The following is a 26,656-nucleotide window of genomic DNA, read 5'->3' on the forward strand; positions in this document are numbered from 1 at the left end:
CGCAAGAAAATTAGTTGACACCGCAACCAATTGGATAGAGGATTTACCCTATCAACGGTGCGGGACATTGCCCGCATGATATGCCGTAGCCAAACCTCACAAAAATAATTATCAGGTGCCTGCCATGAGCCCTTCCGATTTCACTACCCCCTGCGTGCTTCGCCCTCCCCTGCGATGTCTGGCCAGCCGACGCTGATCCAGTCCTGACGCTTTTCTAGACGTTTTTTTTCAGCAGCCACTTCAATGTGGAGGGGGAAGTCATGCTTGAAGTCACTGTTACTCGCAAAGTCATCGAAGCAGAGGGCATTTGCAGTTTCGAACTGTGCGCCCCGAACGGCGAGGCGCTGCCCGCGTTCGAGGCCGGTGCGCACATCGACGTACACATTGCCAATGGCCTGACCCGGCAATACTCGTTGTGCAACGACCCCCGCGAGCGGCATCGCTATGTCATCGGCGTGCTGCGGGACCCGGCCTCGCGCGGCGGCTCGAACGCCATGCACGACACGCTGCAAGCCGGGCAAACGCTGACCATCGGTACACCGCGCAACCTGTTCGCCCTTGATCACACGGGCACTCGCCACTTGCTGTTTGGCGGCGGCATCGGCATCACCCCGATGCTGGCGATGGCCCATGAACTGCACCATCGCGGTGCCGACTTCGAGTTGCATTACTGCTACCGGGCCAGCGACCGCGCCGCCTTTATCGAAAGGCTCGGCCACAGCGCCTTTGCCAGCCGCATTCATTTGCACGACGACAGCGGCATGCCGGCGCAGAAGCTCGATGCCGCCGCCCTGCTCGCCACGCCAGCCCCCGGCAGCCATGTGTATGTCTGCGGGCCGGGTGGCTTCATGAAGCACATCCTCGACACCGCGCATGCAGCCGGCTGGCCCGAGGCGCAGGTGCACCGCGAGTTCTTCGCCGCCGCCCCGGTCGATCAGGCGGCCAACCGCGCATTCGACGTCGAACTGGCCCGCAGCGGCCGGGTACTGAAGATTCCAGCGGAGCGCACGGTGTTCGAGGTGCTCGATGAAGCCGGCATCGAGATCGACTCATCCTGCGAGCAAGGCGTCTGCGGCACCTGCGTGACGCGGGTGCTCAGCGGTATTCCGGACCACCGCGATCAATTCCTCACCGCTGCCGAACAGGCTGCCAACGACCGTTTTCTGCCGTGCTGCTCACGCTCGCGCTCGGCGCGGCTGGTGCTGGACCTTTGAGCTGAACGATCAACGACAAAAACAATAACCGTGACCTGGAGAAAAATCATGAACGCATCCACCGCCGAATCGCTCGCCTATGACGCCGCAGCACCCGCAGCATCGCTGTTTGCCCTGGACCAATGGTACGTCGCGGCCCTGGCCTGGGAGCTGCAAGACAAACCGCTTGGCCGCACCTTTCTGAATAAACCGGTGGTGCTGTTTCGCACCGCCAACGGCCAGGTTGCCGCACTCGAAGACCGCTGCTGCCACCGCGCCCTGCCGCTGTCCAACGGCACCCTGGAAGCCAGCGGCCTGCGCTGCGGCTACCACGGTTTGCTGTTCAACGAGGGTGGCAAGTGCATCGAGATTCCGGGCCAGGACAAGATCCCGAGCAAGGCGCGGGTGCCGGCCTACCACGTGCGCGAGCAGGACCAGATCGTCTGGATCTGGTTCGGCAGCGCCGCACACCCCGAACCGATTGGCTTGCCGCCGGCCTACGATGTGCACAGCAGCGGCAAGTACCTGTTCGACGGCAACGTGTACCACTACAACGCGCCGTATCAGTTGATTCACGACAACCTCATGGACCTCAGCCACCTGGGCTATGTGCACCTGCGCACCATCGGCGGCAACGCCAGCATCCACATGAACGCGCACATGAAAGTCGAAGGCGACGACCATGTGGTGCGCGTGGTGCGGCACATGCCCGACTCGGTACCGCCACCGACCTACACCGCCGCCTACCCGTTCAAGAACAAGGTCGATCGCTGGCAGGAAATCGAGTTCCACGTCAGCCACCTGCGCATCTGGACCGGCGCGGTCGATGCCGGCAGCGACTCGCTGGACGACCCGAACCGTGGCGGCTTTCATATGCGCGGCTTTCATGGCGTCACGCCCGAAACCGACGCCACCAGCCACTATTTCTGGACCATGGCCACCAACCCTGAAAGCGATGCCGAAGCGGTCAAGGCCAAGGTTATCGAGCAGACCATCCTGACCTTCGACGAAGACAAGGAAGTGATCGAAGCCCAGTACCAGAACATGTGTCGTTTCGGCACCCGGCCGATGATCGACATCCACGTCGATGCCGGCGCCAACCGTGCGCGGCGGATCATCGAGCAGTTGCGCCTGTCGTCCTGAGCAAGAGCCAGTACCGCTTTGCATGTGCCACTCATACAACAATAAAAAGGTATCGCCATGTACGCATCAATCGGGCAACAACTGGATGAAAAACCCATGGTCAGGTTTCAGTGGGGCGTGGTCGCCCTGTGCTTCCTGATCAACATGCTGGACGGCTTCGACGTGCTGGTCATGGCCTTCACCGCCGCTTCCGTGTCGGCGGACTGGGGCCTGTCCGGCACGCGGCTGGGCTATCTGCTCAGCGCAGGCCTGGTCGGCATGGCCATCGGCTCGCTGTTTATTGCGCCCTGGGCGGATCGCTTTGGCCGGCGGCCGCTGATTCTGGTGTGCGTGAGCATTGCCGGAATGGGCATGCTCGCCTCGTCACAGGCCACCTCGCCACTGATGCTGGGCGCCTTGCGGCTGCTGACCGGGCTGGGCATCGGTGGCATTCTGGCCAGCAGTTATGTGATTGCCGGTGAGTACGCCAACAAGCGCTGGCGGGGTCTGGCGGTCACGCTGCAAAGCACCGCCTATGCACTGGGCGCGACCATCGGCGGGCTGATTGCCGCGCAAATGATCCCAGCCATGGGCTGGCGCTCGGTGTTTCTGTATGGCGGCCTCGTCACCCTGGCAACCCTGCCAGTGCTGTGGCTGTGGTTACCCGAATCGCTGGCCTTCCTGCTGTCGCGGCAACCAAAGGGCGCGCTGGCACGGGTCAATCGCCTGTTGCAGCGGGTGCAAATGGCGACGATCGAGCACATGCCGCCCATCGCACAGAACGCCAGCCCGAGCGTGCGGGCGACCTTCTCGCAGTTGTTCTCGCCGCCCTTGCTGCGCTCCACCCTGTTGATCTGGGCCGCGTTCTTCCTGGTGATGTTCGGCTTCTACTTCGTGATGAGCTGGACGCCGCGCCTGCTGGTGTCCACCGGTTTGTCGAACCAGCAAGGCATTACCGGCGGCGTGTTGCTGAATGTGGGCGGTATCTTCGGCTCGGCACTGGTCGGCCTGCTGGCCGCGCGCTTTCGTCTGGCGCGGGTGTTGATGGCTTATCTGCTGATCAACGCGGTACTGGTCGCCGGCTTCGTCAAGTTCACTGACAACCTGACCCTGACCTTTGCCCTGGTGTTGATGATCGGGGTGTTCGTCAACGGCTGCGTCGCCGGCCTGTATGCCCTGACGCCGACCATTTACTCCGCCGGCCAACGGGTGACCGGGCTGGGCTGGGGGATTGGCATCGGCCGCGCGGGGGCGATTCTGTCGCCGCTGGTGGCCGGGCAATTGATCGATGCGCACTGGCAACCGGCGGACTTGTACCTGTTGTTTGGCGTGGCGTTCGTGCTGGCGGCGATCATCGTCGGTTTGCTCAAGCCGCAACCGCTGCAACCCCTGCACAGCGCCGTCAGCCACTGATCAGAACCCGACAATTACAATAAAAGGGCACCTGCAATGAACATTCGCTTTCAAGCGCTCAGCCTGTACGGGCTGGGCATGGCGGCCGCCTGCGCGTCGTGCAGCGCCGTGGCCGGTTTTTTTGATGAATCCACCGCCAGTGTGACCGCGCGCAACTTCTACCTGGACCGTGATTTCAAGGGCGACACGCCCTACCCGGCCGCCCGTGAATGGGCGCAAGGCTTTATCTTCAAGGCGCAATCGGGTTTTACCGAAGGCCGTGCCGGATTTGGCCTGGACCTGACCGGCCTGCTTGGCATCAAGCTCGACTCCTCGCCGGAGCACACCGGCACCCAGTTGTTGTCCTTCGATGCGCAGACGCGCAAGGCCCATGACGAATACTCGGAGCTGGGCGCGACCTTCAAGGTGCGCTTCGACAAGACTCGCCTCAGCTACGGCACCCAGTTCCCGGCCCTGCCGGTGATCACCGCCAGCCCGGCGCGGCTGTTGCCGCAATCGTTTCGCGGCGCCTACCTGACCAGCGAAGACATCGAGCGCCTGACCCTGCACGCTGGGCGCATGGACCGGGTCAACCTGCGCGACTCGACTAACCAGCAACCGATGTCGGTGGCCTCACCCAATGGCCGCTTCAGGGCCGGCGCACTGTCGGATCAGTTTGACTTCGTCGGCGGTGACTACCGCGCCACCGACAGCCTGACCTTGCGCTATTACCATGCCCGCTTGCAGGACATCTACACGCAGAACTTCGTCGGCGCGCTGCACAGTGTGCCGCTGGGGCCGGGACGTTTGAAAAGTGATCTGCGCATCTACGACAGCCGCGAAAACGGCCGCGCCGCTGCCGGGAATGTCGACAACCTGAATGCCGGCCTGATGCTCAGCTATCAACTCGGTGCGCAGACATTCGGCCTGGGCTATATGCGCCTGAGCGGCGACACGGCCATGGCCTATCTGGGCGGCGGCGAACCCACGGTGCTGAGCGATGGCACCATGAGCGCCGACTTCGTCAACCCCAGGGAACGCACCTGGGTGGCGCGCTACGACTACGATTTTGCAGGCGTTGGCGTGCCTGGCCTGAAAGGCATGCTGCGTTATTTGCACGGCAGCCATATCGACCTGCCGAATCTGGGCGGCAGCAACCTGTCGGAGTCATCGAAAGACCTGGAGCTGTCCTACGTGGTGCAGACAGGCACGGCGAAAGGGCTGGCGGTGCGACTGCGGCATGCGTTCTATCGCAGCGGCCTGAGCGGTGCGGCCACGTTTCGTGATGACAATGAAACCCGCATCAATGTGGATTACACCTTCAAGATTTGGTAATCAATAGAGCTGACTGTCGCAGGACGGATAACGTATCGAAAATGGGAGGCTGTTTGCACATGGGTGAATATACGCACGGAGCAGATGATGGATTACTCAAGGGCATCTGGCTGAACGAACCGGATACATGCCTCATTCGCAGCGACGGCGCTCTTGAAGTCGAAACACATCCACAAACGGACTTCTGGCGTGAGACTCACTACGGCTTTACTCACGACAGCGGCCACTTTCTGGGCATCCAGACGCCTCCCGACTTCACCTGCCAACTGCGTATTCAAGGCACCTTCAAGGCGCTCTACGATCAAGCGGGGCTCATGATCAGGGCCAATGAGCGGCAGTGGATCAAAGCCGGCATCGAACTGAGTGACGGCCACCCGATGTTGAGCAGTGTGCTGACAGACGGACGATCAGACTGGGCAACGAGCCGGTATGAGGCAGATGCAACTGATTTCTGGATACGCGCGACACTGCATGACAACGTTCTGCGCCTCCAGGTTTCGGCCGATGGGGTGTATTGGCCTCTGGTGCGGTTATGCCCTTTTCCGGCGGCCTCGAGTTATCAGGTCGGCCCCATGGCATGTAGCCCGAAACGAGGGGGATTAAAAGTGACTTTCTCGGAATGGACACTGGGAAAAGCACTCAAGAAAGACCTGCACGACCTTTCTTGAGGCACTGGTAATGACTGCGCACCTTTCAGTGTTTCAAGTGCAGCATGGCGTAGTGCTCATAATGCCCTACGCCGTGTTTCACAATCGGATCCTGTGACGTAAAGGCGGCAATGTCTTCATCATCTGCGATCTGATACAGCGAAACACCGTAACCACCGGCTTCATCGATGACAGGGCCGTGGGCAACGATCACACCGTTGGCCAGCAACGCGTTCAAATAATCACCGTGCTGCTGCATCCAGCGTTTTTCGTCGGCTGACAAAGTACGCAGAAAATCAGCACGAGGCGGTACGAACTTGCACAGGTAATATTTCATCGTGACGCCTCGCTCAAGCCGTCTTGATACTTTTAAGAATGGCGCCTTCAAACAGCGTGGGCAGGTAACTTTGCAGAAAGAGAATCATGCCGGTCATCTTGCCCACGGGGTTACTGAACTTCGGCTGTTTGGTATCGATGAGTCGGCCAATAGTTTTAATGACCGCATCAGGCGCCTCGGCCGTGTCCATACCCTTTTGCGTAGCCGCCTGGGCCTGCTTTCTGTAGGCCGTGTAATCGGCAATTTCAGCGCCGCCTGCGGACACCGCATTAAGCCCCAGACGGGTCTTGAACCAGACCGGTTCAACCATGCTGACCTTGATATTGAATTGTTCCAGTTCAAAGCGCAGTGATTTGAAATAGCCTTGAACCGCGTGTTTGGAGGCGGTGTAGAAAGACAGATTGGGCGGACCAATCAAGCCCACGATCGAACTTACGGTGATGATTTTGCCTGCTTTCTGCGCCCTGAAATGCGGTAGCAATGCCTGGGTGATTTTGACCGTGCCCCAGAAGTTGGTCTCCAGTTGCTGCCTGCCCTGTTCAAGCGCGGTCTCTTCGGCAAGGCCGGTCAGCATGTAGCCGGCATTGTTGACCAGCACATCGAGTTGCCGGGTCTGTTTAAACAGTGCTTGCACAAACGCGCTGATCGACATGTCATCGTCAATGTTCAGTGGCAACAGTGTGAAGGCGACGTTACCCGCATGTTTGTGCGGCTCGCGGCTGGTCCCGATCACTGTGTGGCCTTGCTGGTGCAGCGTGTTGGCGAGCAGCAGGCCAAAACCGGAGGATGCGCCGGTAATCAAAATTGTCTTCTTCATTGCAAGGCTCTCAGGGAGGAAAAACGCAGGGCTCTGGGGTGGCTGACCGATGTACTGTGCATGGCAAAAAATGTTAGTATCGTTTCAGTACTCAGTCAATACCGAAATGATATGAACTCAAAAGACTCTACCGATAGCACCTGTCCGATTGCCAGAACCGTGGCCTTTCTGGGAGACGCATGGACCCTGCTGATCTTGCGCGATGCCAACTCCGGCCTGACGCGTTTCGACCAGTTCAGGAAAAGCCTGGGCATCGCCCCCACCATGCTGACCAAGCGGCTGGCGACATTGACCGAGGAAAACCTGCTTGAAAAGCGTCTGTATTCAGAGCGCCCGCCTCGCGAGGAATACGTGCTGACCCAGGCCGGCAGAGACTACCTGCCGGTGTTGTTCATGATGGGCGCGTGGGGGCGAAAGCATCGCGGCGAAGGCAAACTGCTGCGTTTTGTGGATGCCGAAAAAGGCACGGACATTGAAGCCATTGCGATTGATGCCGTTACGGGTGCCGAGATCGGGACACGGGAAATCCGGATGATCGAGCCGGACTAAAGCCTGCGCAGGTTCGCAAGCGCACGAAGTATCCGGATACATATTCAGGCCGTATGCGGCGACAGCCTGCGCTTGACCTTGAAGCCGCTCCAGACGTCACAATCGCGCCTCTTGGTAAACCCGGATACCTCAATGCGCATTCTTGTTGTCGACGACGAGCCCAAAACGGCCGAATACATGCATCAGGGCCTGTCTGAAAGCGGCTATGTGGTAGACATCGCCAGCACCGGCATCGATGGCCTGCACATGGCGTGCACACAGGATTACGAGTTGGTGATTCTGGATGTGAACCTGCCGCTGATGGAGGGCTGGGAGGTGTTGGCGGCGCTGCGCAAGGCGCGCCCGACGCGGGTGATGATGGTCACCGCCCGTGGTCGGCTGGAGGAGCGGGTCAAGGGCCTGGACATGGGCGCCGACGATTATCTGGTCAAGCCGTTCGAGTTTCCCGAGTTGCTGGCCAGGGTTCGCACCCTGTTGCGCCGCAGCGACCAGCCGAGTGCGCCCGAGGTGCTGCGCATCGCCGATCTGGAACTTGATCACGGCCGCCACCGGGCCTTTCGCGGCAACCAGCGTATCGACCTGACCACCAAGGAATTCGCCTTGCTGCACCTGCTGATGCGCCACAGCGGTGAGGTGTTGTCACGTACACGCATCATTTCTCAGGTGTGGGACATGAACTTCGATTGCGACACCAATGTGGTCGAAGTCTCAATCCGCCGCCTGCGGGCCAAGATCGACGACCCGTTCGAGTGCAAGCTGATTCACACCTTGCGCGGTGTGGGCTATGTGCTGGAAGCGCGCGGATGAAAACCATGCGTCTGTCGACCCGCCTGGGCCTGACGGTCAGCGCCCTGTGTGCGCTGTTGGTGTTGGGCATGACCACACTGTCGTGCGTGACCATTTCGCGCCAGCTCGATGTGCGCGCTGAAAACGAACTGAGCGACAAGCTGCGGCAAGTACGCCACAGCCTGACTGAAAGCGCCTGGTCAATGACCGAGGACGCGCTGAATTCACATAATCTGCGCGACCAGATCGTCGGCCATGACAACTTCACCCTGACCCTGTTCGACTCCAGCGTGCCACGCAAGCGCTTGCTGGTCATTGGCCGGGATGAAACGACACCGATGCCATCCACCATTCTCAACGGCCGGCCACGGGAATTCGAACGCCTCAGCACGCTCCGGGGTCATGAGTTGCTGGTGACCTCGACCCTGATTCCGCTGCGCAGTGGTCAGCAAGTGCTGGCAGTTCTGGCGCTGGATCGTCAGGACGACACCACCCTGCAACTCGCCTATATCCAGTCCTCGTTGCTGGCCGTGCCGCTGATCCTGCTGTTGATCGGCGGCGGTGCCTGGTGGGCGGTGCACCGCGCCCTGCGCCCGCTCAAGTCGTTTGGCAAGGTCGCCGGCAAGGTTTCGGCGCGCGACCTGTCGCAGCGTATGGCGGCCAGCGGCCTGCCCGAGGAACTGCAACAACTGGCACAGGCGATCAACATCATGCTGCAACGGCTGGACGATGATGTTCGCCAACTGGCGCAGTTCTCCGACGACCTGGCGCACGAATTGCGCTCGCCGATGAACAACCTGATGGGCAAGGCCCAGGTCACACTGTCCAGAGAACGCCCGGCCGGCGAGTACAAGCAAGCGCTGGAGTCGTGCACCGAAGAGCTGGAGCGCCTGTCGCGCATGGTCGCGCAGATGCTGTTTCTGGCCAGCGTCAGTCAGCCATCGACACCCCGGGCCACTGCGCCTGTCAACCTGCGCGAAGAGGCCGACAAGGTCATCGAACTGTTCGACCTGTCAGCCGAAGACAAAGGCATCACCCTGCACGTGAGCGGTCAGGCCTGTACCCGTGGCGACCGGCTGATGATCCAGCGCGCCATGTCCAACCTGCTGTCCAACGCCATCCGCCATGCACCACCCGGCAGCCGAGTGAACCTGGATCTGTCACAGCAGGCCGAGCAGGCCATTGTCGCGCTGAGCAATCCCGGCGCTGGCATTGCGGCTGAACACCTGCCGCGCCTGTTCGACCGCTTTTACCGCGTGCACAGCAGTCGCGCCCGCCACGAAGGCGGCACCGGCCTGGGCCTGGCCATCGTGCACTCGATCATGGCCGTGCATGACGGCCAGGTGGCGGTCGAGAGCGAGCCCGAGGGTTTGACCACCTTCAGCCTGATCTTCCCCCACGACGGTGCACGTCTGTCTTCCTTGAGCCGAGCGAGCAAGACCTATGCGATCGTTGAGCCTGGGTAAGGCTGGCCGAGCCTCAGGCGTGCTTGTCGCCGGGCGGCCAGGCAGGTGTGACGTACTGAGGCTTCAGCTTGCCGTTGTTGTCCAGTAACCACGCATCCAGGATTTCTCGCACTGCCGGGCCGGCCACCCGTCCGCCTGCCTCACCGTTCTCAATGGTCACTGAGACCGCGATGGATGGCGCACCGGCTGGGGCGAAGCCGACGAAGAAGGCGTTATCGCGGTGTCGCTCCTGGGTCTTGAGGCGGTCGTAGCGCTCGCCCTGGCGGATGGCGATGATCTGGGCGGTGCCGCTCTTGCCCGCGATACGGTACTGCGCGCCCTGCCCGGCGGCCCGCGCGCCACCGCCCGGATCATGCATCACCAACTGCATACCGTGGTTCACTGAGTCCCAGTCATGGGGGTTTTTCAAATGAATGTCGGGCATGGGATGGCTGTCGATCACCTCGGCGCCGCCCACCGAGCGTGCCAGGTGGGGCCGGTGCCATACGCCCTTGCTGGCGATCAGAGAGGTGGTTTCAGCCAGTTGCAATGGCGTCACCTGCATGTAGCCCTGGCCGATGCCGAGGATCACCGTTTCGCCGGGGAACCAGGTCTGGCGGCGCGTCACGCGCTTCCACTCGCGTGACGGCATAAGGCCGGGAGACTCCTCGTCCATGTCGATGGAGACCTTGCTGCCGAGTCCGAAGCGCGTCAGATAATCGTGCAGGCGATCAATACCAAGCTTGTTGGCGACATCGTAGAAATAGGTGTCGTTGGAGCGCTTGATGGCCGCATCGAGATCGACCCAGCCATCGCCGGAATGGTTCCAGTTGCGGTACTTGTGATCGTAGTTGGGTAACTGAAAATAGCCGGGATCGAAGACCCGCGTGGCGGGGGTGATGGTGCCGGTATCCAGCCCCGCAATGGCCACCGCCGGCTTGATGGTCGAGCCTGGCGAATAGAGCCCGCGCAACGCCCGGTTGAATAGCGGCCGGTCGATGGAGTCACGCAATTGCGTGTATTGCGCAATGCCGATGCCTTTGACGAACAGGTTCGGGTCAAAGCTTGGGTTGCTGACCATCGCCAGCACCTGGCCGGTGTTCGGCTCTAGCGCAACCACCGAGCCACGACGATCACCCAGGGCCTTCTCGGCAGCCATTTGCAGGTCGACGTCCAGACCCAGCACCACATCTTCGCCGGCCTTCGGTGCAACGCTTTTCAGCACGCGTATGACGCGGCCCTGGGCATTGGTTTCGACTTCCTCATACCCTACGTGCCCGTGCAGTTGTTGCTCGTAGAAATGCTCGATACCGGTCTTGCCGATGTAATCGGTGCCCCGGTACTCGGTGCTGTCGAGACGACCAGCCTCGCGTTCGTTGATGCGGCCAACAAAGCCGACCGAGTGGGCGAAGTGCTCGCCGTAGGGGTAATGCCGGACGAATTCGGCATCGACATCGATGCCGGGCAGCTTGAAGCGATTGACTTCGATAAAAGCGATCTGCTCCTCACTCAGGTTGTGCAAAACAGTGACCGGCTCGAAGGGATGGCGGCTTTTCTTCAGGGCCTTGCTCAATTGCAGGCGCTGTTCGGTGGTCAGGTTCAAAATCTCGGTGACCTGATCCAGCACGGCCTGAGGGTCGCCGGCACGCTCGCGGGTCAGGGTGAGGTTGTAGCTGGGCAGGTTCTCGGCGAGCACCTTGCCGTTACGGTCGAGGATCAGCCCTCGCTCCGGCGGGATGGGCAGGACATGAATACGGTTGTTTTCGGAGACGGTGACATTGTTCGCGTATTCGGTGACCTGAAGAAAGTACATCCTCGCGACCAGGGCCACGCTCAGTAACGCCACCAATAGCCCACAGACGATAATGCGTCGATTGACCAGCATCGACTCCTGCAGGTAATCCTTGAGTTTGATCGGGTTGCGCATCGAAATTCCAGCGTTGCCCGCGTCAGATTAACGGGGCCTGGGTTGTCATTGAAAAAGCAGCGAGGCGGTATCTTAACGCAAGCGTGTACCTGTCACACATCAGCGCCTGCTTCGCGGATAAATCCGCTCCCACGAAGCCTGTGAACCTTCCTGTGCTTTATCAAAGTGCCATTATTGGTTAGTATCCGCGCGCTTTGATGCAAGCCAAAAGGCCATTATTTAATTCAGGCCATTTCCGCTCTGCCCTCCTCGCCATAACCACTTCTTTATCTTCACTCCCAAGGCACACTCACGGATGACGCATCAATGGTCCCCAACCCTTTGGGGCCGGCGGCTGACTCGCTCTGCGCAATGGCAATTGCGTCTGGTCGATGAAACGCTCGAATTAACCTCGCACGATAAAACCCAGACAATTGCCATTGATGAAAGCGCGCCGCCGTTTATCAATAAAGGTTTGTTCTGGAGTGATGTAACGCTGGCCGGCATCACCGTTGGCGGACTGCCTAACGCCATGGCCGGGCAGTTGCAAAAAGCCGTTGCCGATATTGTTCTCACGCAGAGACGACGCAAGAAAGTTGAGACCTTCAATGCGCTGTATGCGCTTGTGCGCCACTGGTTGACCGCGATTGCCGACGGGCTGGCAATGGCTGCCCGCGAGCACCGCTGGATTACTCACGAGCAACAGCAGGCACTGCTGGACAGCCGCCCCGAACTGCCCTTGCAGGACAAGGCCGTGTGGCCGTTGTTCAAGCATGAAAACGTGCAGGCGCATTGGCAGGCGAACGGCGGTGTCGAGGCGGTCGCGCAGGACTTGAAGGCCTGGAACGCCGACTGGCCAGCCACCTGGCAGGCCGTCAACGAACAGCATGTGCATCAGGAATTGATTGCCTGCAAAGGCCTGTTCGATCGCGTCGAGAAAAAGCCGCTGACCGAAGAACAGGCGCGTGCCGTGATCTGTTTCGATAACCGCGTTCAAGTAGTGGCCTCGGCCGGCTCCGGCAAGACCTCGACCATGGTTGCCAAAGCCGCCTATGCCCTTCATCGCCAGTTGATGAAGCCTGAACAGATTGTCTTGCTGGCCTTCAACAAACAGGCCGCCGACGAATTGAAAGCGCGCGCGGCTTTGTCGTTCAAACGACTGGGCATGAATACTGTTCAGGTCGAAGCGTCGACCTTTCACGCCCTGGGCCTGCACATCATTGGCCAGGCGACAGGACGCAAACCCGATATACCGACCTGGGCGGTGGACACTCAGAGCGGGATGCGCAAGCTGACCGAGCTTATCGATCAACTCAAGGCGCGTTCACTCATGTTCCGTGCCAAATGGGAGATGTTCCGCCTGGTGTTTGGCCGGCCCATGCCGGACGCCGATACGTGGGACGCACAAGGCCAAGGCCTGATCACCACCCAGAACGGCGAGCGGGTGCGCAGCCAGGAAGAGTGCATGATTGCCAACTGGCTGTTCTATAACGGCGTCGATTACGTCTATGAACGCCCGTATGCATTCGATACCGCGACCCCGGACCATCGGCAATACAAGCCGGACTTTTACTACCCGGCCATCGACCTTTATCACGAACACCTGGCGCTGGATGCCAACGGCCAGCCGCCGGCGCATTTCGAGGGGTATCTGGACGGGGTGATCTGGAAGCGGCAGCTGCATCAGGAACGCGAAACCGACCTGATCGAGACAACGTCGTGGCAGTTGCGTAACGAGGACTGGATGGCGTTTCTGGCCGAGGCGCTGACCGGGCGCGGGATCGTATTGCGTCCGGATGCGCAGCGCCCTACGCCGGAACACGGGCAACAGCCGATGAAAAGCGCCGAGTTGATCGGTCTGGTGCGCACGTTCATCAGCCACGCCAAAAGCAACAACCTGACGCCCGAAGCACTGGCGCAGCGCCTGGAAGAAATACCGGGTGATTTCTTCAAACTGCGTTATCGGCTGTTCCTGCAGCTCATCGAGCCGATCATCCAGGCCTGGGATCAGGCGCTGGCTGCCGAGGACAGCATCGACTTTGAAGACATGCTCAATATGGCCGCGCAGTATCTGGAACAGGGTCGCTACGATTGCGGTTTTGCGCTGGTGCTGGCAGACGAATTTCAGGATGCCTCCAGGGCCCGTGCGCGCCTGTGTCGTGCGCTGGTTCAACAGCCGGGCCGGCATCTGTTTGCGGTGGGTGACGACTGGCAGTCGATCAACCGTTTTGCCGGTGCCGATGTGTCGGTCATGACCGGTTTTGCCGACTGGTTCGGCCACGGCCAGGTGTTGAAACTGGAGCGAACCTTTCGTTGCCCGCAGGCGCTGTGTGACATTTCCAGCGGTTTTGTCAGCAAGAATCCGGCGCAGATCGACAAGCAGGTGCGCTCTGACACCCCGGCGCAAGGCCCGGTGATTCAGGCGTTGCAGGTCAAGCGCCGTGAAGAACTGGCCAGTGCCATCGACGGTTTTTTGCAGCAGTTGTATCAGGACCTGGCCGGCGGCTGGGTGCCTGCTGGCGCCAACGGCAAGGTTTCGGTGTTTATTCTGGGTCGTTACAACGCCGACCAGGTGTACCTGCCGCACGACTGGCAGGACCACTACGGCACGCACATCGAACTGTCGTTTCTGACCATTCACCGCTCCAAGGGCAGCGAAGCCGACTACGTAATTCTGCCGGCGATGATCAGTGCCGCACGGCGCCTGAGTTTTCCCAATACCCGTACCGAAGACCCGGTGTTGAGCCTGGCCATGCCCGGTAGCGATGACTTTGCGCTGGGCGAAGAGCGGCGGCTGTTCTATGTGGCCCTGACGCGTGCGCGGCGCAGTGTGGCGCTGTTCACGGTGCAAGGCATGCGTTCTTCGTTCTTGAATGAGTTGGTCGAAGACAAAACCCTGGTGGTCACCGATATTCAGGGGCAAGCCATCCACGAAGCCCGCTGTCCACGCTGCAAGCGCGGGGTCATGGTCCCGCGTACCAGCCGTTACGGGGACTTCATGGGCTGCTCCGGTTACCCGGCGTGCGAGTTTAAACAGGCAAAACGCGGCGCCGGATCTGCAGCCGTTGCAGCCCCTTAATCCGCTTGCGACAACGGCCTGGCCACCTGCTCCAGCGATTTGCGCTCGGCGGCCACGCCCCATACCGCCTGCACCAGGGCGGCCATGATCATCAGGACCGCGCCGATCAGGTAGCCGATAAACACATTGAAACGCTCGCCGCTGTCGATCAACTGGCCGAACAGCGTCGGGCCGATCATGCCGCCCAGGCCGGTGCCGAAAGCGTAGAACACGGCAATGGCCAGGGCGCGAATTTCCAGAGGAAAGGTCTCGGCCACGGTCAGGTAAGCGGAGCTGGCCGCCGCCGAGGCAAAGAAAAAGATCACCATCCAGGCGATGGTCTGCTCGATGACATCGAGCAGACCCTGAGCGAACAGATAGCCGCTGATCGCCAGTAAAACGCCGGAGATGAAGTACGTTGCGCTGATCATCACCTTGCGCCCGACCACGTCGAACAACCGCCCCAGCAGCAGCGGACCGCAGAAATTGCCCAGCGCGAACGGCAGCACGTACCAGCCGATGTGCGCCGACGGTACGCCGTAGAAATCGGTCAGTACCAATGCATAGGTGAAGAAGATCGCGTTGTAGAAAAACGCCTGGGCAGTGAGCAGGCTCATGCCGACCACTGCGCGAAGGCGGTGCACGACAAACAGGCTGTTGAACACTTCGCGCAGCGGCGTATGGTCGCGGGCGTGCAGGCGCAGCGGCGGGCCGTCGACCGGTGGCAGCGCAATGCCGCGTTCATGGTAACGGCGCTCGATGCCTTCGACGATGCGCCGCGCCTCGTCGGGTTGGTTATGGATCATCAGCCAGCGCGGGCTTTCCGGGATCCACAGGCGCATCAGCATGATCACCAGGCCCAGCACCGCGCCGATACCGAAGCACAGGCGCCAGCCGGTTTCGCTGCCGACGAAGTCCGGGTCCAGCAGCACGATCGAGCCGACCGCACCCAGCGCAGCGCCGACCCAGAAGGTGCCGTTGATGGTCAGATCGACCCAGCCACGAAAGCGCGCCGGGGTGAATTCCTGGACGGTCGAGTTGATTGCCGTGTATTCGCCACCGATGCCAGCGCCGGTCAGAAAGCGAAACAGCAGAAAACTCCACAAACTCCACGAAAACGCCGTGGCGGCGGTCGCGGCGATGTACACGAACAGGGTGATGAAAAACAGTTTGCGCCGGCCCAGGCGGTCCGTCAGCCAGCCGAAAAACAAGGCCCCCAACACGGCGCCGGCAATGTACGCCGCACCGGCCAGGCCGATGTCGGCGTTGCTCATTTGCAGCACCGGGCTGTCCTTGAGCGCCCCCGACACCGAACCTGCCAGGGTCACTTCAAGCCCGTCGAGCAGCCAGGTAATGCCCAGGGCAAACACCAGCAGCGTGTGAAAACGGCTCCAGGGCAAGCGGTCCAGCCGTGCTGGCAGATCGGTTTCGATAAGGCGCGTCTGATTCGAAGGTGGGTTCATTGCAAACAATCCTTTGAAGGCAAAATCAGCCTCTCATCTGACCCCGGAAAAACTTTTTCATTTTTTTTCTGAAAATTTTTTCCGCTGTCCCGTCCTTTGCCTCAGACCAACACTGAGATCAATTCTCATTCAAAATTTGCGGGCACTTGCCGCGTGTGGGGACATGGGATGACAGCGCAGGAAGTTTTTAAAGGTGTAGCTCAGCCAGCACAGCGTCTGGCCATTGCGATACGCACCGCCAACCGCCTGGGCGCACTGGGGCTGTGCCTGGCGATCGGCAGCCAGACCGTGTGGGCCGACGAGGTGATCGGTGCACGTGAGCCAATCCTGCAGGCACGGCACAGTTTCGATATTTCCGTGCAGGAACTGGCCAGCGCGCTGATCAGCTTCGGCCAACAGAGCGGCGTGCAAGTCACTGTCGATCCGGAATTGCTGGGCAAGCGTTATTCGCAGGCGATTGTCGGCGAAATGAGCACCGAGCAGGCCCTGCAGAAATTGCTGCGCGGCAGCGGTATCGGCTGGCGTTACGAGCAAGGCGCGCTGGTGTTTCACCTGAGCGAAGTGCGGCTGATGGATGCACCGCTGGAGCTGCAGGGCACCGTGGTACTCGGCGAACCTGAAACCAATGGTTTTCAGGGTGAGACGGTGATCAACCGCAAGGCAATCAAGGCGTTTCCCGGTGCCAACGGTGACATCACCACCCTGCTGCGCATGCACCCCAGCGTGCAGTTCAATAACGATCAGCAAAGCTCCAGTAACCCCGGCGAGATAGACCCGGCCGATATCAGCATCAACGGCGCCAAGTTTTATCAAAACAACTTCATGATCGACGGCATTTCGATCAATAACGACCTGGACCCCGGCGAGCACAATTACAACTCGATACGTCAGTTCGACTCATCGCCCAGCCGCTCGCACGGCATTGCGCTGGACGCTGATCTGCTCGAAGAGGTGCGCGTTTACGACAGCAACGTGCCGGCCGAATACGGCGGTTTCAATGGCGGCGTGATCGACGCGATCACCCGCAAGCCGAGCCGTGAGCTGCACGGCAAAATTTCCGCCTCGATGACCCGTTCGGAGTGGACTCGCTACCACATCACCGGGGCCGACCAGAGCAAATTCGACTACTCCACCGACGAGCAGTACCAGCCCGACTTCGACAAGAGCACCGTGCGCGGCACCCTCGAAGGTCATGTCACCGAAGACTTCGGCGCTATCCTGAATTTCTCGCAGAAGCGCTCGACCATCGGCCTGAACGCCAATGACAACGGCTACAGCAGTGCGACCAGCGAAGGCAGCAAGGACCAGACCCGGCGTATCGACAACTACCTGCTCAAGACCTACTGGAACGTCAACGACCGCCTGACCCTTGATGCCTCGCTGACTTACGCGCCGCAGGAGAACTATTACTTCGTCAACAACCGGATCAATTCGGGTTTTACCACCGAGGGCGGCGGCAACCAGGCCAGCCTCAAGGCGGTGTGGAGCGACGACAACTTCAAATGGACCAACAAGCTGGCGCTCACTGACCTGACCAGCTCGCGCGATGCCGAATCAGATGAAATCATCTTCTGGTACTACTCGGACGTGAAGAACTGGGGTAACCCCAGCAGCACCACGGTACGCAGCACCGAAGGCAGCTTCGGTGACCTGGAACAACGCCAGCGCGGCGCCACCTGGACCTCGAAGGTCGACTGGCAGCCGATTCAGTTTGCCGGGCTTGAGCACACCTTCACCGCCGGGGTTGAACTGGCGCACCAGACCGCCACCTGGGAGCGCAGCAACACCGTCAACGCTGCCACTGGCTTTACCCGCGACAACGGCAGCACGTGCGCCAACAACGACCCTTATTGCTCGGTCGGCCGCCTGCTCAACGGCAGCACCCGGCAATACGCCAACCGCGTCACCAGCTACGGCGCCGGCAAGGTCGAACTGACCGAAAACAAATACGCACTGTTCCTGCAAGACACGTTCTCGCTGGGCCCGGTGACCCTGCGCCCCGGCGTACGCTTTGAAGGCGACGACTACATGGAGAAGAAGACCGTGGCGCCGCGTTTCTCTGGTGACTACGACATCTTCGGCGACCGCAGCAGCGTGGTGGTGTTTGGCGCCAACCGCTACTACGGCCGCAACCTGTACAAATACCGTCTGGCCGATGGCCGCAACGCGCTGCTGACCAGCAACACCCGCAGCAGCCAGACCGGCGCCTGGACCGGGACCGGCCAGCGCAGCCTGACCAAATTCTCGACCCTGGACATTCCCTACGACGACGAACTGGCGCTGGGCTTCGAACAGCGCTGGCTGGACACCCTTTTCAGCCTCAAGTACGTCTATCGCAACGGCCAGGACAAAATCAACCGCTCGCTGGCGCGGGTCCAGGGCCTGGCCACCGATGCCAATTACGCCACCGAGTACTACACCTACACCAACGAAGGGTCGAGCAAGAGCGATAACGTGACCCTGAACATCACACCGCTTCAGGAGTTCGAATTCCAGGGCAGCAAGACCAGCCTGCAAGTGGCCCTGAACTGGTCGCGCACCCGCGATGCCTATGGCAACTATGACGACGCCATCAACTCCGAACTGCTGGCCAATGAAAAAGTCGTGTACGACGGTAGCCTGATCGACTATGTCGACCTGCCGTCCAACAACTTCAACCGCCCCTGGACCGCGCGCCTTACCGCCATCACCGAAATCCCGCAACTGCACCTGACGGTCAGCAACTTCCTGCGGTATCGCGGGGCCTACGACCAGATCATCGACACTGGCGACGAAACTGTCGTCGATGGCCAGGCCTACAGCCTCTACGAAACCGCCCGGGTAAAAGCCGCTCCCACTTGGGACATGCGCGTCGACTGGGAGCTGCCGACCGGTAAAGACCAGGCCGTGTTCATGGCAGTCGACATCACCAACGTCACCGACAAGGTCAACCCGATCGTCAGCAACACCACCGCCAGTACCACCTATGAAGTCGGCCGCCAGTACTGGCTCGAGGTCGGCTACCGCTTCTGATTTGCCACGGGGCGACAGCCTCGCAACCGTAGAGAAAACCTGATGAACAAAACGATCGTGGGCCTGCTCGGCTCACTGTTGCTGGGCGCCTGCGCCCGGCTTCCCGAGGGTGATCAGGCGCAGACCTGGGACTCTCACGTGCAGCGCGGCCAACTGACCAATGGCCTGGAATACCGTTTGGTACGCGAAACCTCACAACCGGGCCGCGTCGACCTGCGCCTGACCGTCAAGGCCGGCTCCGTGGATGAAAGCGACGCGCAAATCGGCGTGGCGCACATGGTCGAACACCTGAATTTCTATAGCCATGGCGGCGCACCGGACGATATCCGCCAACGCATGAACCAGTGGGGCTGGGTGCAGGGCCGGCACTATAACGCCGTCACCACCTTTGACCGAACCCAGTATTTGCTCAGCCCTACCGGCGGCGCGAAGCAGACAGAGCAGGCCTTGCAGGCGCTGTCGGTGCTGACCCTGGCAGCCGATTACAGCAGCGCCGACCTCGACAAGGAACGTGCGGTGGTCATCGAAGAATGGCGCGGCGGGCTGGGCGTGGCGCAGCGCATGAACGAGCAACGTACCGCCGCACAACGCATCGGCTCGCGCTACCCGGAACACCGCACCATCGGCAACGAACCGGCGATTCGCGCAGCCACGCTGGATGAACTCAAGGCTTACCAGCAGCGCTGGTACGTGCCCAATAACATGGTGCTGACCATTGTCGGCGATATCGATCCTGCGACCTTGCCGGCGCGTATCGAGCAATGGTTTGGCAGCAGCAAAGCCGTTGATTTGCCGGACAAGACGTGGCGCGAGTTGCCGCTGGATAACCAGCTGAAAACTGTCGGTCTGCAAGACAGCCAGAGCGGCAGCAGCCAGGTCGCGGTGCTGTTTCGCCTGCACGAGCCGGCCAGCCGGGCCATGACCCAGGACGGTGTGCGCGAACGCTTGATCGACCGTTTCACTCTGGCGCTGATGGTCGATCAGTTGCGTCGCCAGCCGCTGGAAACCGGGGTGCGCAGCTTCAGCGCGCAAAAGAACCAGATCGGCGAATACTCAAGCGTGCTGGGCATCGCCGCCGGCGTGCAAGGTCAGGCGCATGACGTCGCACAGCGGCAGTTACTGACCGAGATCGAACGCCTGCGCCGTTTCGGCCTGAAGGCTGAAGACCTTGAACGCGAGAAACAGGGCATTCGTGAGATTGCGCAGAAGATGCTCGCCAAGGACGGCACTCGTACGTTCGAGCAGTGGGTCAACGACCTCAACGATGCCGCGATCCAGAACCGCTTGATGATGGACAAACACAGCATCGCCCGCCAGCACCTGGCGGTGCTCGACAGCATCACCCTGGACGACATCAACCAGCGCCTGAAACAGTGGACCGCCAGCCCCGATCAGGTGCTGCAACTGACCGCGCCGGGCGGCCAGCCGCTGACCTTGCCCACCCGTGAGCAGGTGCAAACGCAATGGGCGCAAGTGCGCAGCCTGCCGCTGGAGGCGCCGCAGCCGATCGTTGCCAAGGCCGCTGCAAACACCCTTGAAACGTCAGATGCCCTGCCCGATCTGCCGGCAGCCACGCGGGCCGGCAAGGTCGTCGACAAGCGCAGCTTCCCCAGGGAGCAGGTCGAGTACTGGCAACTGAGCAACGGCGACCGTCTGGTCTGGCTCAAGCGAGCCTTCGTGGCGCAAGCCGGCAGCAGCGAACTGCTGCTCAAGAGCCTGTCCAATGCCGGCTTCAACAGCCGCGCACTCCCCGTCTGGCGCAGCCAGCTGGCCGCGCAACTGGCCGAGCAGCAAGCACCACCAGGCTGGACACTGGAACAATTGAAACGCTGGCGTCAGGCGCAAGGCATCAACCTGTCTCATGAGCAAGAGGCCGATCAGTTGCAAGTACTGGCCTCGACCTTCGACAAAGGTAATCACCTGCCCGTGCAGCAGCGTTTGCATGCCATGCTGCAAGCCTATCGCCTGAGCCAGGCGCCGCTGCACATCGACGCTGCAACGTTGCAAAGCGTTGTTCAAGACCTGCAAGCGACCCTGTCGCAACGCAACGACAATGTGCGCAGCCAGCAGCAACAGGCCCTGAGCACCCTGCGCTTTGGCACAACGCCGTGGCAGACGCCGACGGCCGAGCAGATACAGGCACTGCGCGGCGAGCAACTGCAGAGCGACTGGCAGCAGTTGAGCCAGACCCCGGTGACCCATTACCTGATGGCCGATGTGCCGGCTGAACAGTTGCAAGCATTGGTCGAGCAGGAACTGGCCGGCATCCCGCGCGGTAACGCCTTGCACAGCGAAGCCCCCAGACAGCGCAGCGGTCACCACGTGCAGGATCTGAACATCGGTATCGAGCCGCGCACCCAGTTGCAGGCCAACAGTTACCGCGATCAACCGTGGACGCCAGAAGACGCCGCACGCATTTCTGCCCTGCAAGGCATCGCCCAGGCGGCGCTGAAGCAACAACTGCGCGGCGAGGCCACCGGGGTATACTCGCTGACCTTCGAAACCACGCTCGACCCGCGTAGCCAGCGCATCGACAGCAAATTGCAGTTCTACACCGACCCGGCGCGCGCCAATGAGCTGTGGGCACTGGCACGCACCACCCTCGCCCGCCTGCCGCAAACGCTGGATGAGGCGGCGGTGATCAAGGCGCGTAAACAGCTGCTGCAACAGGAGCGACTGAACCGCGACAACGCGCAAACCCAACTGCGCCGCTTGATTCTCAGCGACCAGCGCTGGGGCGACCCGCGTTATCTGAGCCAGCAAGTGCAACTGCCCGAGGCGATTAGCTACAGCGAACTCAAGCGCCTGGCTGGCGCGCTGTTCAATGAGCGCAATCTGGTGCTGCAACGCCTGAACCCGGTCGACAAGGCCGTCACGGTGACCGGGCCATGAAGATCCTCAGGACCTTCTGTGCCCTGGCCCGGCCGTACTGGCTGGACCGCCGCCAGTGGCTGTCGTGGGTGTTGCTGCTCAGCGTGATCGGCATGGGTTTGCTGGTGGTGCAGATCAACGTGTGGATCAACGCCTGGAGCAAGACCTTCTACGACACCCTCGGTGAGTTCAACACCCAGGCGCTGTACGGGCTGATGCTGCAATACAGCCTGTACATCGGCTTTTACGTGGTGGTCGTGGTCTATCTGGACTGGTTGCGCAAGGCGCTGGTGTTGCGCTGGCGCCGGGCGATGACCCACAGCATGCTCGATGCCTGGCTGGACGGTCAGGCGTTCTACCGTCTGGGGCTGAGCGGCGAGCCGGACAACCCCGACCAGCGCATCGCCCAGGACATCGAGACGGTGGTCAACCGCAGCATCGAACTGCTGGCGTCGCTGATCATCAACCTGGCGCAGGTCGGCGCCTTTGTCATGGTGCTGTGGAATCTGTCGGGCGTCTTGAAGTTCGAGCTGTTCGGACAGGACTGGGTAATCCATGGCTATCTGGTGTGGATCGCGGTGCTGTACAGCGTGCTGGGCACCGCCTTTACCCATTATCTGGGTCATCCGTTGCACCGGCTCAATTATGAGCAAGAGAAAACCGAGGGCGACTTTCGCGCCAGCCTGCTGCGCAAGCGCGACCATGCCGAGCAGATCGCCCTGTACCACGGCGAGGACGTGGAAAAACGCCAGTTGCAGCAAAGCTTCGACGGCATTGCCCGCAACTGGTGGCAACTGATGAACCGGGTGCGCACCTTGCAGTTTTTCACCCAGGGCTTTGATCGGGTGAGCAAGATCGTACCGGTGTTCGCCGCACTGCCGGCGTACCTGGCCAAGACCGTGACGCTGGGCGGCCTGATGCAGATCCGCAGCGCGTTCAGTGCTGTGCAGGGTTCGCTGAGCTGGTTCATTGATGTGTATCCACGGCTGATGATGCTCAGCGCGGCCATCGAGCGGCTGGGGCAGTTTCAGCAGGCCATCGACGCGACCCGTTGCCAGGTCTGCGATTGCCCACGGGGTTCGGTGTTGCGCCTGGACAACCTGCAGGTGCAATTGCCCAACGGCACGCCGCTGCTGAACAACCTCAACCTGATCGCCACGCCCGGCCAGTGGCTACGCATCGAAGGCCGCAGCGGGCTGGGCAAATCGACCTTGCTACGCACCCTGCAAGGCTTGTGGCCGTGGTACCGGGGCTGCTGGCAATTACCGGGCGGCAGCAGTTTGTTGATTCCGCAGCAGCCTTATCTGCCCAACCTGCCACTGCGCGAGTTACTGGCCTACCCGGCCAGCGTCTGCCCGCCGGATGAGCGGCTGGGCGAGGTCTTAAAACAGGTCGGCCTGGCGTCGTTGTTCGGTCGGCTGGACGAACAATGCGAATGGGCGCGGGCGCTGTCGGGGGGCGAACAACAACGTTTGGGGATCGCCCGTGCGTTGTTGTATGCGCCGCAGACGCTGTACCTGGATGAGGCGACCAACCAGCTGGATGAGCCAAGTGCCTGCCAGTTGCTGACGACAGTGCGTGAAGCGTTGCCCAACACGCTGGTGGTCGGCATTACCCACCAGCCAGGGGTGGCGCGGTTGTTTTCGCGGACGCTGGATCTGGAGGGGGGTCGGTCGGTAGGGAAGTATCAGCCAGCATGACGCCGACCGTACGGGAAATCAGCCTCGATTCTTGAGGTACATATAAGCCGCTTTCCTACAAACCGTGCAGAAACACCCTGCTTTTTTCTGCACGGTTAATGGCTAGCCTGCCAGGTCTTTATTCGCGACCTGGAGCTGCGTTCATGAGCATTGACGCAAATGAAACCGCCCTGATCAACCTCAGCAACGCCGACCGGGCGGCCAAAGCGCAGCCTCATTTAGACATCAACAGCCCGATTGCCGCCTGCGCGGCCAGCCAGGACAAGATCTTTGTGGTGCCGGTGCGCTATGCACTGGCCGAGCAAGCCGCCAGCCACCCGAGCTGCCAAGCGGGCGTCCAGCCTAAAAGCCATGCGATGGCCACCCGCCGGTTACGCGCAGGCCATCTCTACCTGTGGCAAGGCACCGGCCCCCTGCAACGTTACGGCGTGTGCACCGAGGGCAAACTGGACCCCGAAGCACTGGATGACGACGACACCCGGCTCCAGCGCGGCACCCAGACCGGTATCGTATTGAGCAAACACCAGCCGGCTTGGCTGATGTACACCGAATACCCCCTCGATATGCCGCGCTGCCAAGAACTGGCACAACCCGCCATCCGGCAAAAACGCATGCGCCAGATTGACCTGCCGGAGGTGGCCAACCAGTTACAGGCTGACCACTGCCCGCCGCTGGAAGCCACCGAACAGGTCATCGCCGAACTGATGCCGGAAACCTACCACTGGGGCGTGGTCAGCGACCATCAACGCAACGGCGAAACCGAACGCCAGCAAGCCCATGACCTGCGCGAAAAGATGCTCGAAAACCCGACACCTGAAACCCTCCAGGCTTACACCGACGCCATGTACTGGGTCGGTGAGCGCGACTATGTCATGTCCAAACACGCAGGCGCCGCCAAGGACCGCCCGCCTCCCGGCGACTGGAGCGCACACGATTGGCACACCTTGCGCACCCGTGGCTGGTTGCAGTCGGCGAAGCAGGAGGCACAAGGGTTATGGGCGGTGTTCGCCTGCCTCGACGATGACCTGGGCGTACTGCGCGATATCGATCATGAACAGGACCATCTGGAAATCAGTCACCAGCAGTGGATTGGCGAGAACCAGATACGCCTGACGGTGGGCGGATTTGTGCGCAGTTTGTTGACCGAGGACGGGGCGGAGGTGGCGAATCGGATTAATTACCGGTTTGCGCAGAACAAGGCCAGCGTGACGCCCGAACAGGGTGAAACGCTGCTCGACATCAGTCGCAAGCTTGAGCCGGTGCGTTACAGGAAGGCCATGATCATGAAAGCCGGCCGCATGAACACACCGGCCGAGGGCAAAAGAAAACTGGTCGAAGTCGAAGAAGAAATCAGACAAATCCGTACGCCAATGGACACGTTCGTGCCCGCCAAGGTTGATAAGGATGAGGTAGACAGCGAAGTACGCCGTTATCGGCAACAGAAAAACCACAACAACAAGAATGGCATTCTCGATGGAAAAATCGGCGAATACATCGATTTGTCGAGCATGAACAACTGGCTCGACACCACTGCTCCCGCGCATTACAAACACGTCGAGGAACGTCAGAAACTGCTTTATGCCGACCGAGATATTTTTCTGCCGCGCCATGACAGCGGCACGTGGTTTGTGAACTACGACGACGCCCACCACCGTGAGTGGCTGGACGATCTGGCAGAAGGCTGCCTCACCGCTCAATGCCTGTACAGCCAGGGCGCCGAGCAATACGCCAACTATGTACGCAGCAAGGATCCAGGTGCCTTGCGACAGTTGTTTTTCTCCTGGAGCCCGAATCTGGAAGCCGCGCTCAACAGTGAAACGCGCCTGGGAGAAATACTGGCAGCACTGAGCGATGAGAACATGGCCAACACCAGAGCGCTCCTGTCAAAAGCAATGGGCACTGCCGCCCAGTCCGTGCTTGCCCATATGCAGGTCATGGCCAATAACAGTCGATGGACCAGCATGGTTAACCGGTTGAGCCCTGCCGTACTGCTGCTCAAAGGCAAGGCGGATCGCTTGAGCGAAACCTGGGTGGGGCTGATGACCTTTGCCCGGGTCAACTCGCAGATAGGCTTTCGCTGGGTGCAGCAGCAGAACTTTCGGACGCTGGAAGCCTTTGGGGAGAATGTCGATGACGTGCAGCGATGGGCGTCGAGTACCGGAGCGGCGATCGGTAAAGGTCGTGTGGCCGATATTGTTAATGGCCGAGAAGTGCAGAACAGCGGCGGGCTGACGCCTTTGATAGTGCTGATCTTGAATGTGTGGAATGCCAGTCGATACTGGGGTCAGGCTGGGGTTGTGGAAGAGATGGACAAGCAGCGGTTTCATGACACGGTGTCGGCGACGTTTTACACAGCGGCGGCGTTGGCAGCGGTGGTGGATAGTAGAGTGCGCAAAGGGTCGAGAATCGAACAATTCAATACACGGGGCAGTGCAGTACCGGTTATAGCTCTATTCGGCTCAATTATCGGTGTATTTTCAGCAATCGCAGCCTTTCACGAATTTATTTCTCTAAAAATCCAGATAGCACAGGCTCAAGGCGCCGTCGATCCATGGGTTAAATTTCGAAAAAATATTGTCGGTTCCCAAGTTGTCGTGTATGCCGCCCAAGCATTGATCGGGGCGTTTTATACATTTTCAGCCATTACAGGCCTTATGTCGGCAAGTGCTGCCATTGCTGGCTTTGGAGTAGCGATGGTTCCCATCATCTATCTCATTATGATGTTGGGTGGACTTTACCTGGTGTCCTGGATTCTTCAGCGTACGCCACTCCAGAATTTTCTGCTTCACTGCTGCTGGTCACACTCCAGAGCCAAAATATCGGGACCTGTAGACGCAAAAAGCCAACAGGATGAGATGAACCATTTACTGACTCTTCTTTATACGCCTCAGATAAATTAGGCGGTTGCAGGAACCGAGTGCAACACGGTCATTGAATTGAAGTGGGGGGCTCATGATACATACCCATCACCTCGGTAATCACTTCAATCGGACATCTGAAATCGAAGCGTTTACGAGGCCGAA

The 26,656-nt window shown here is 60.4% G+C and carries 17 protein-coding genes; 13 read left to right on the top strand and 4 right to left on the bottom strand.

Going from position 1 to position 26,656, the window contains the following annotated elements:
- Nucleotides 1-260: 260 nt before the first annotated feature.
- The 5 genes from ACYP2A_RS20215 to ACYP2A_RS20235 are packed head-to-tail and all read left to right on the top strand — an operon-like array spanning nucleotide 261 to nucleotide 5,710.
- A complete protein-coding gene (locus ACYP2A_RS20215) occupies nucleotides 261-1,214 on the top strand; it encodes a PDR/VanB family oxidoreductase (RefSeq protein WP_459747591.1) in 954 nt (317 codons plus the stop codon).
- Between the two features lie 48 nt (nucleotides 1,215-1,262).
- Nucleotides 1,263-2,336 (top strand): Rieske 2Fe-2S domain-containing protein, encoded by a 1,074-nt coding sequence (locus tag ACYP2A_RS20220; protein ID WP_459747593.1) that lies wholly within the window; start codon nucleotides 1,263-1,265, stop codon nucleotides 2,334-2,336.
- A gap of 57 nt (nucleotides 2,337-2,393) precedes the next feature.
- Nucleotides 2,394-3,728 (top strand): MFS transporter, encoded by a 1,335-nt coding sequence (locus ACYP2A_RS20225; protein WP_459747594.1) that lies wholly within the window; start codon nucleotides 2,394-2,396, stop codon nucleotides 3,726-3,728.
- A gap of 36 nt (nucleotides 3,729-3,764) precedes the next feature.
- Nucleotides 3,765-5,042, top strand: a complete 1,278-nt coding sequence (locus ACYP2A_RS20230) for an OprD family porin (protein ID WP_459747596.1) — start codon at nucleotides 3,765-3,767, stop codon at nucleotides 5,040-5,042.
- 59 nt (nucleotides 5,043-5,101) lie between these two features.
- On the top strand, nucleotides 5,102-5,710 hold the full coding sequence (locus tag ACYP2A_RS20235; RefSeq protein WP_459747598.1) for a DUF1349 domain-containing protein: 609 nt from the start codon (nucleotides 5,102-5,104) through the stop codon (nucleotides 5,708-5,710).
- Nucleotides 5,711-5,735: 25 nt separating this feature from the next.
- Here ACYP2A_RS20235 and ACYP2A_RS20240 read toward each other — a convergent pair whose 3' ends face one another.
- Both ACYP2A_RS20240 and ACYP2A_RS20245 read right to left on the bottom strand, forming a co-directional pair.
- On the bottom strand, nucleotides 5,736-6,026 hold the full coding sequence (locus ACYP2A_RS20240) for a YciI family protein (protein ID WP_459747600.1): 291 nt from the start codon (nucleotides 6,024-6,026) through the stop codon (nucleotides 5,736-5,738).
- Between the two features lie 13 nt (nucleotides 6,027-6,039).
- The gene (locus ACYP2A_RS20245) at nucleotides 6,040-6,828 is read right to left on the bottom strand and encodes an SDR family NAD(P)-dependent oxidoreductase (RefSeq protein ID WP_459747601.1); all 789 of its coding nucleotides are present in this window, start codon (nucleotides 6,826-6,828) and stop codon (nucleotides 6,040-6,042) included.
- Nucleotides 6,829-6,903: 75 nt separating this feature from the next.
- Here ACYP2A_RS20245 and ACYP2A_RS20250 point away from each other — a divergent pair, with 75 nt between their 5' ends.
- The 3 genes from ACYP2A_RS20250 (at nucleotide 6,904) to ACYP2A_RS20260 (ending at nucleotide 9,644) form a co-directional block, all read left to right on the top strand.
- Entirely contained in the window at nucleotides 6,904-7,392 is a 489-nt protein-coding gene (locus tag ACYP2A_RS20250; RefSeq protein ID WP_459747603.1) for a winged helix-turn-helix transcriptional regulator, read from the top strand.
- 132 nt (nucleotides 7,393-7,524) lie between these two features.
- On the top strand, nucleotides 7,525-8,199 hold the full coding sequence (locus ACYP2A_RS20255; RefSeq protein ID WP_459747605.1) for a heavy metal response regulator transcription factor: 675 nt from the start codon (nucleotides 7,525-7,527) through the stop codon (nucleotides 8,197-8,199).
- Nucleotides 8,196-9,644 (top strand): heavy metal sensor histidine kinase, encoded by a 1,449-nt coding sequence (locus tag ACYP2A_RS20260; RefSeq protein WP_459747607.1) that lies wholly within the window; start codon nucleotides 8,196-8,198, stop codon nucleotides 9,642-9,644. Before ACYP2A_RS20255 ends, ACYP2A_RS20260 begins: the two co-directional genes overlap by 4 nt.
- Before the next feature lie 13 nt (nucleotides 9,645-9,657).
- Here ACYP2A_RS20260 and mrdA read toward each other — a convergent pair whose 3' ends face one another.
- Nucleotides 9,658-11,550, bottom strand: coding sequence for a penicillin-binding protein 2 (gene mrdA, locus ACYP2A_RS20265; protein WP_459747609.1), 1,893 nt, complete (start codon nucleotides 11,548-11,550; stop codon nucleotides 9,658-9,660).
- Between the two features lie 295 nt (nucleotides 11,551-11,845).
- Between mrdA and ACYP2A_RS20270 the strand changes: the two genes are divergently transcribed.
- The gene (locus tag ACYP2A_RS20270; protein WP_459747610.1) at nucleotides 11,846-14,608 is read left to right on the top strand and encodes a UvrD-helicase domain-containing protein; all 2,763 of its coding nucleotides are present in this window, start codon (nucleotides 11,846-11,848) and stop codon (nucleotides 14,606-14,608) included.
- Here the strand turns inward: ACYP2A_RS20270 and ACYP2A_RS20275 are convergent.
- Complete coding sequence (locus ACYP2A_RS20275; RefSeq protein WP_459747612.1) at nucleotides 14,605-16,050, bottom strand: MFS transporter; 1,446 nt, start codon at nucleotides 16,048-16,050, stop codon at nucleotides 14,605-14,607. The two genes, ACYP2A_RS20270 and ACYP2A_RS20275, sit on opposite strands and share 4 nt — an antisense overlap.
- Nucleotides 16,051-16,218: 168 nt before the next feature.
- Between ACYP2A_RS20275 and ACYP2A_RS20280 the strand changes: the two genes are divergently transcribed.
- The 4 genes from ACYP2A_RS20280 (at nucleotide 16,219) to ACYP2A_RS20295 (ending at nucleotide 26,533) form a co-directional block, all read left to right on the top strand.
- Entirely contained in the window at nucleotides 16,219-19,062 is a 2,844-nt protein-coding gene (locus tag ACYP2A_RS20280) for a TonB-dependent receptor plug domain-containing protein (protein ID WP_459747613.1), read from the top strand.
- A 42-nt stretch (nucleotides 19,063-19,104) separates the two neighbouring features.
- Nucleotides 19,105-21,954 (top strand): M16 family metallopeptidase, encoded by a 2,850-nt coding sequence (locus tag ACYP2A_RS20285; RefSeq protein ID WP_459747614.1) that lies wholly within the window; start codon nucleotides 19,105-19,107, stop codon nucleotides 21,952-21,954.
- Entirely contained in the window at nucleotides 21,951-23,633 is a 1,683-nt protein-coding gene (locus ACYP2A_RS20290) for an ABC transporter ATP-binding protein/permease (RefSeq protein WP_459747615.1), read from the top strand. Before ACYP2A_RS20285 ends, ACYP2A_RS20290 begins: the two co-directional genes overlap by 4 nt.
- A gap of 143 nt (nucleotides 23,634-23,776) precedes the next feature.
- Nucleotides 23,777-26,533 (top strand): toxin VasX, encoded by a 2,757-nt coding sequence (locus ACYP2A_RS20295; protein WP_459747616.1) that lies wholly within the window; start codon nucleotides 23,777-23,779, stop codon nucleotides 26,531-26,533.
- Nucleotides 26,534-26,656: the final 123 nt, after the last annotated feature.

This window comes from Pseudomonas sp. 3A(2025), assembly GCF_054589175.1.

What these genes read in the sequence shown, in the direction of transcription:
- ACYP2A_RS20275 (WP_459747612.1), bottom strand. Translation starts at nt 16,050, where the DNA reads ATGAACCCACCTTCGAATCAGACGCGCCTTATCGAAACCGATCTGCCA.
- ACYP2A_RS20260 (WP_459747607.1), top strand. Translation starts at nt 8,196, where the DNA reads ATGAAAACCATGCGTCTGTCGACCCGCCTGGGCCTGACGGTCAGCGCC.
- mrdA (WP_459747609.1), bottom strand. Translation starts at nt 11,550, where the DNA reads ATGCGCAACCCGATCAAACTCAAGGATTACCTGCAGGAGTCGATGCTG.
- ACYP2A_RS20230 (WP_459747596.1), top strand. Translation starts at nt 3,765, where the DNA reads ATGAACATTCGCTTTCAAGCGCTCAGCCTGTACGGGCTGGGCATGGCG.
- ACYP2A_RS20220 (WP_459747593.1), top strand. Translation starts at nt 1,263, where the DNA reads ATGAACGCATCCACCGCCGAATCGCTCGCCTATGACGCCGCAGCACCC.
- ACYP2A_RS20215 (WP_459747591.1), top strand. Translation starts at nt 261, where the DNA reads ATGCTTGAAGTCACTGTTACTCGCAAAGTCATCGAAGCAGAGGGCATT.
- ACYP2A_RS20290 (WP_459747615.1), top strand. Translation starts at nt 21,951, where the DNA reads ATGAAGATCCTCAGGACCTTCTGTGCCCTGGCCCGGCCGTACTGGCTG.
- ACYP2A_RS20250 (WP_459747603.1), top strand. Translation starts at nt 6,904, where the DNA reads ATGGCAAAAAATGTTAGTATCGTTTCAGTACTCAGTCAATACCGAAAT.
- ACYP2A_RS20235 (WP_459747598.1), top strand. Translation starts at nt 5,102, where the DNA reads ATGGGTGAATATACGCACGGAGCAGATGATGGATTACTCAAGGGCATC.
- ACYP2A_RS20295 (WP_459747616.1), top strand. Translation starts at nt 23,777, where the DNA reads ATGAGCATTGACGCAAATGAAACCGCCCTGATCAACCTCAGCAACGCC.
- ACYP2A_RS20255 (WP_459747605.1), top strand. Translation starts at nt 7,525, where the DNA reads ATGCGCATTCTTGTTGTCGACGACGAGCCCAAAACGGCCGAATACATG.
- ACYP2A_RS20270 (WP_459747610.1), top strand. Translation starts at nt 11,846, where the DNA reads ATGACGCATCAATGGTCCCCAACCCTTTGGGGCCGGCGGCTGACTCGC.
- ACYP2A_RS20225 (WP_459747594.1), top strand. Translation starts at nt 2,394, where the DNA reads ATGTACGCATCAATCGGGCAACAACTGGATGAAAAACCCATGGTCAGG.
- ACYP2A_RS20280 (WP_459747613.1), top strand. Translation starts at nt 16,219, where the DNA reads ATGACAGCGCAGGAAGTTTTTAAAGGTGTAGCTCAGCCAGCACAGCGT.
- ACYP2A_RS20285 (WP_459747614.1), top strand. Translation starts at nt 19,105, where the DNA reads ATGAACAAAACGATCGTGGGCCTGCTCGGCTCACTGTTGCTGGGCGCC.
- ACYP2A_RS20240 (WP_459747600.1), bottom strand. Translation starts at nt 6,026, where the DNA reads ATGAAATATTACCTGTGCAAGTTCGTACCGCCTCGTGCTGATTTTCTG.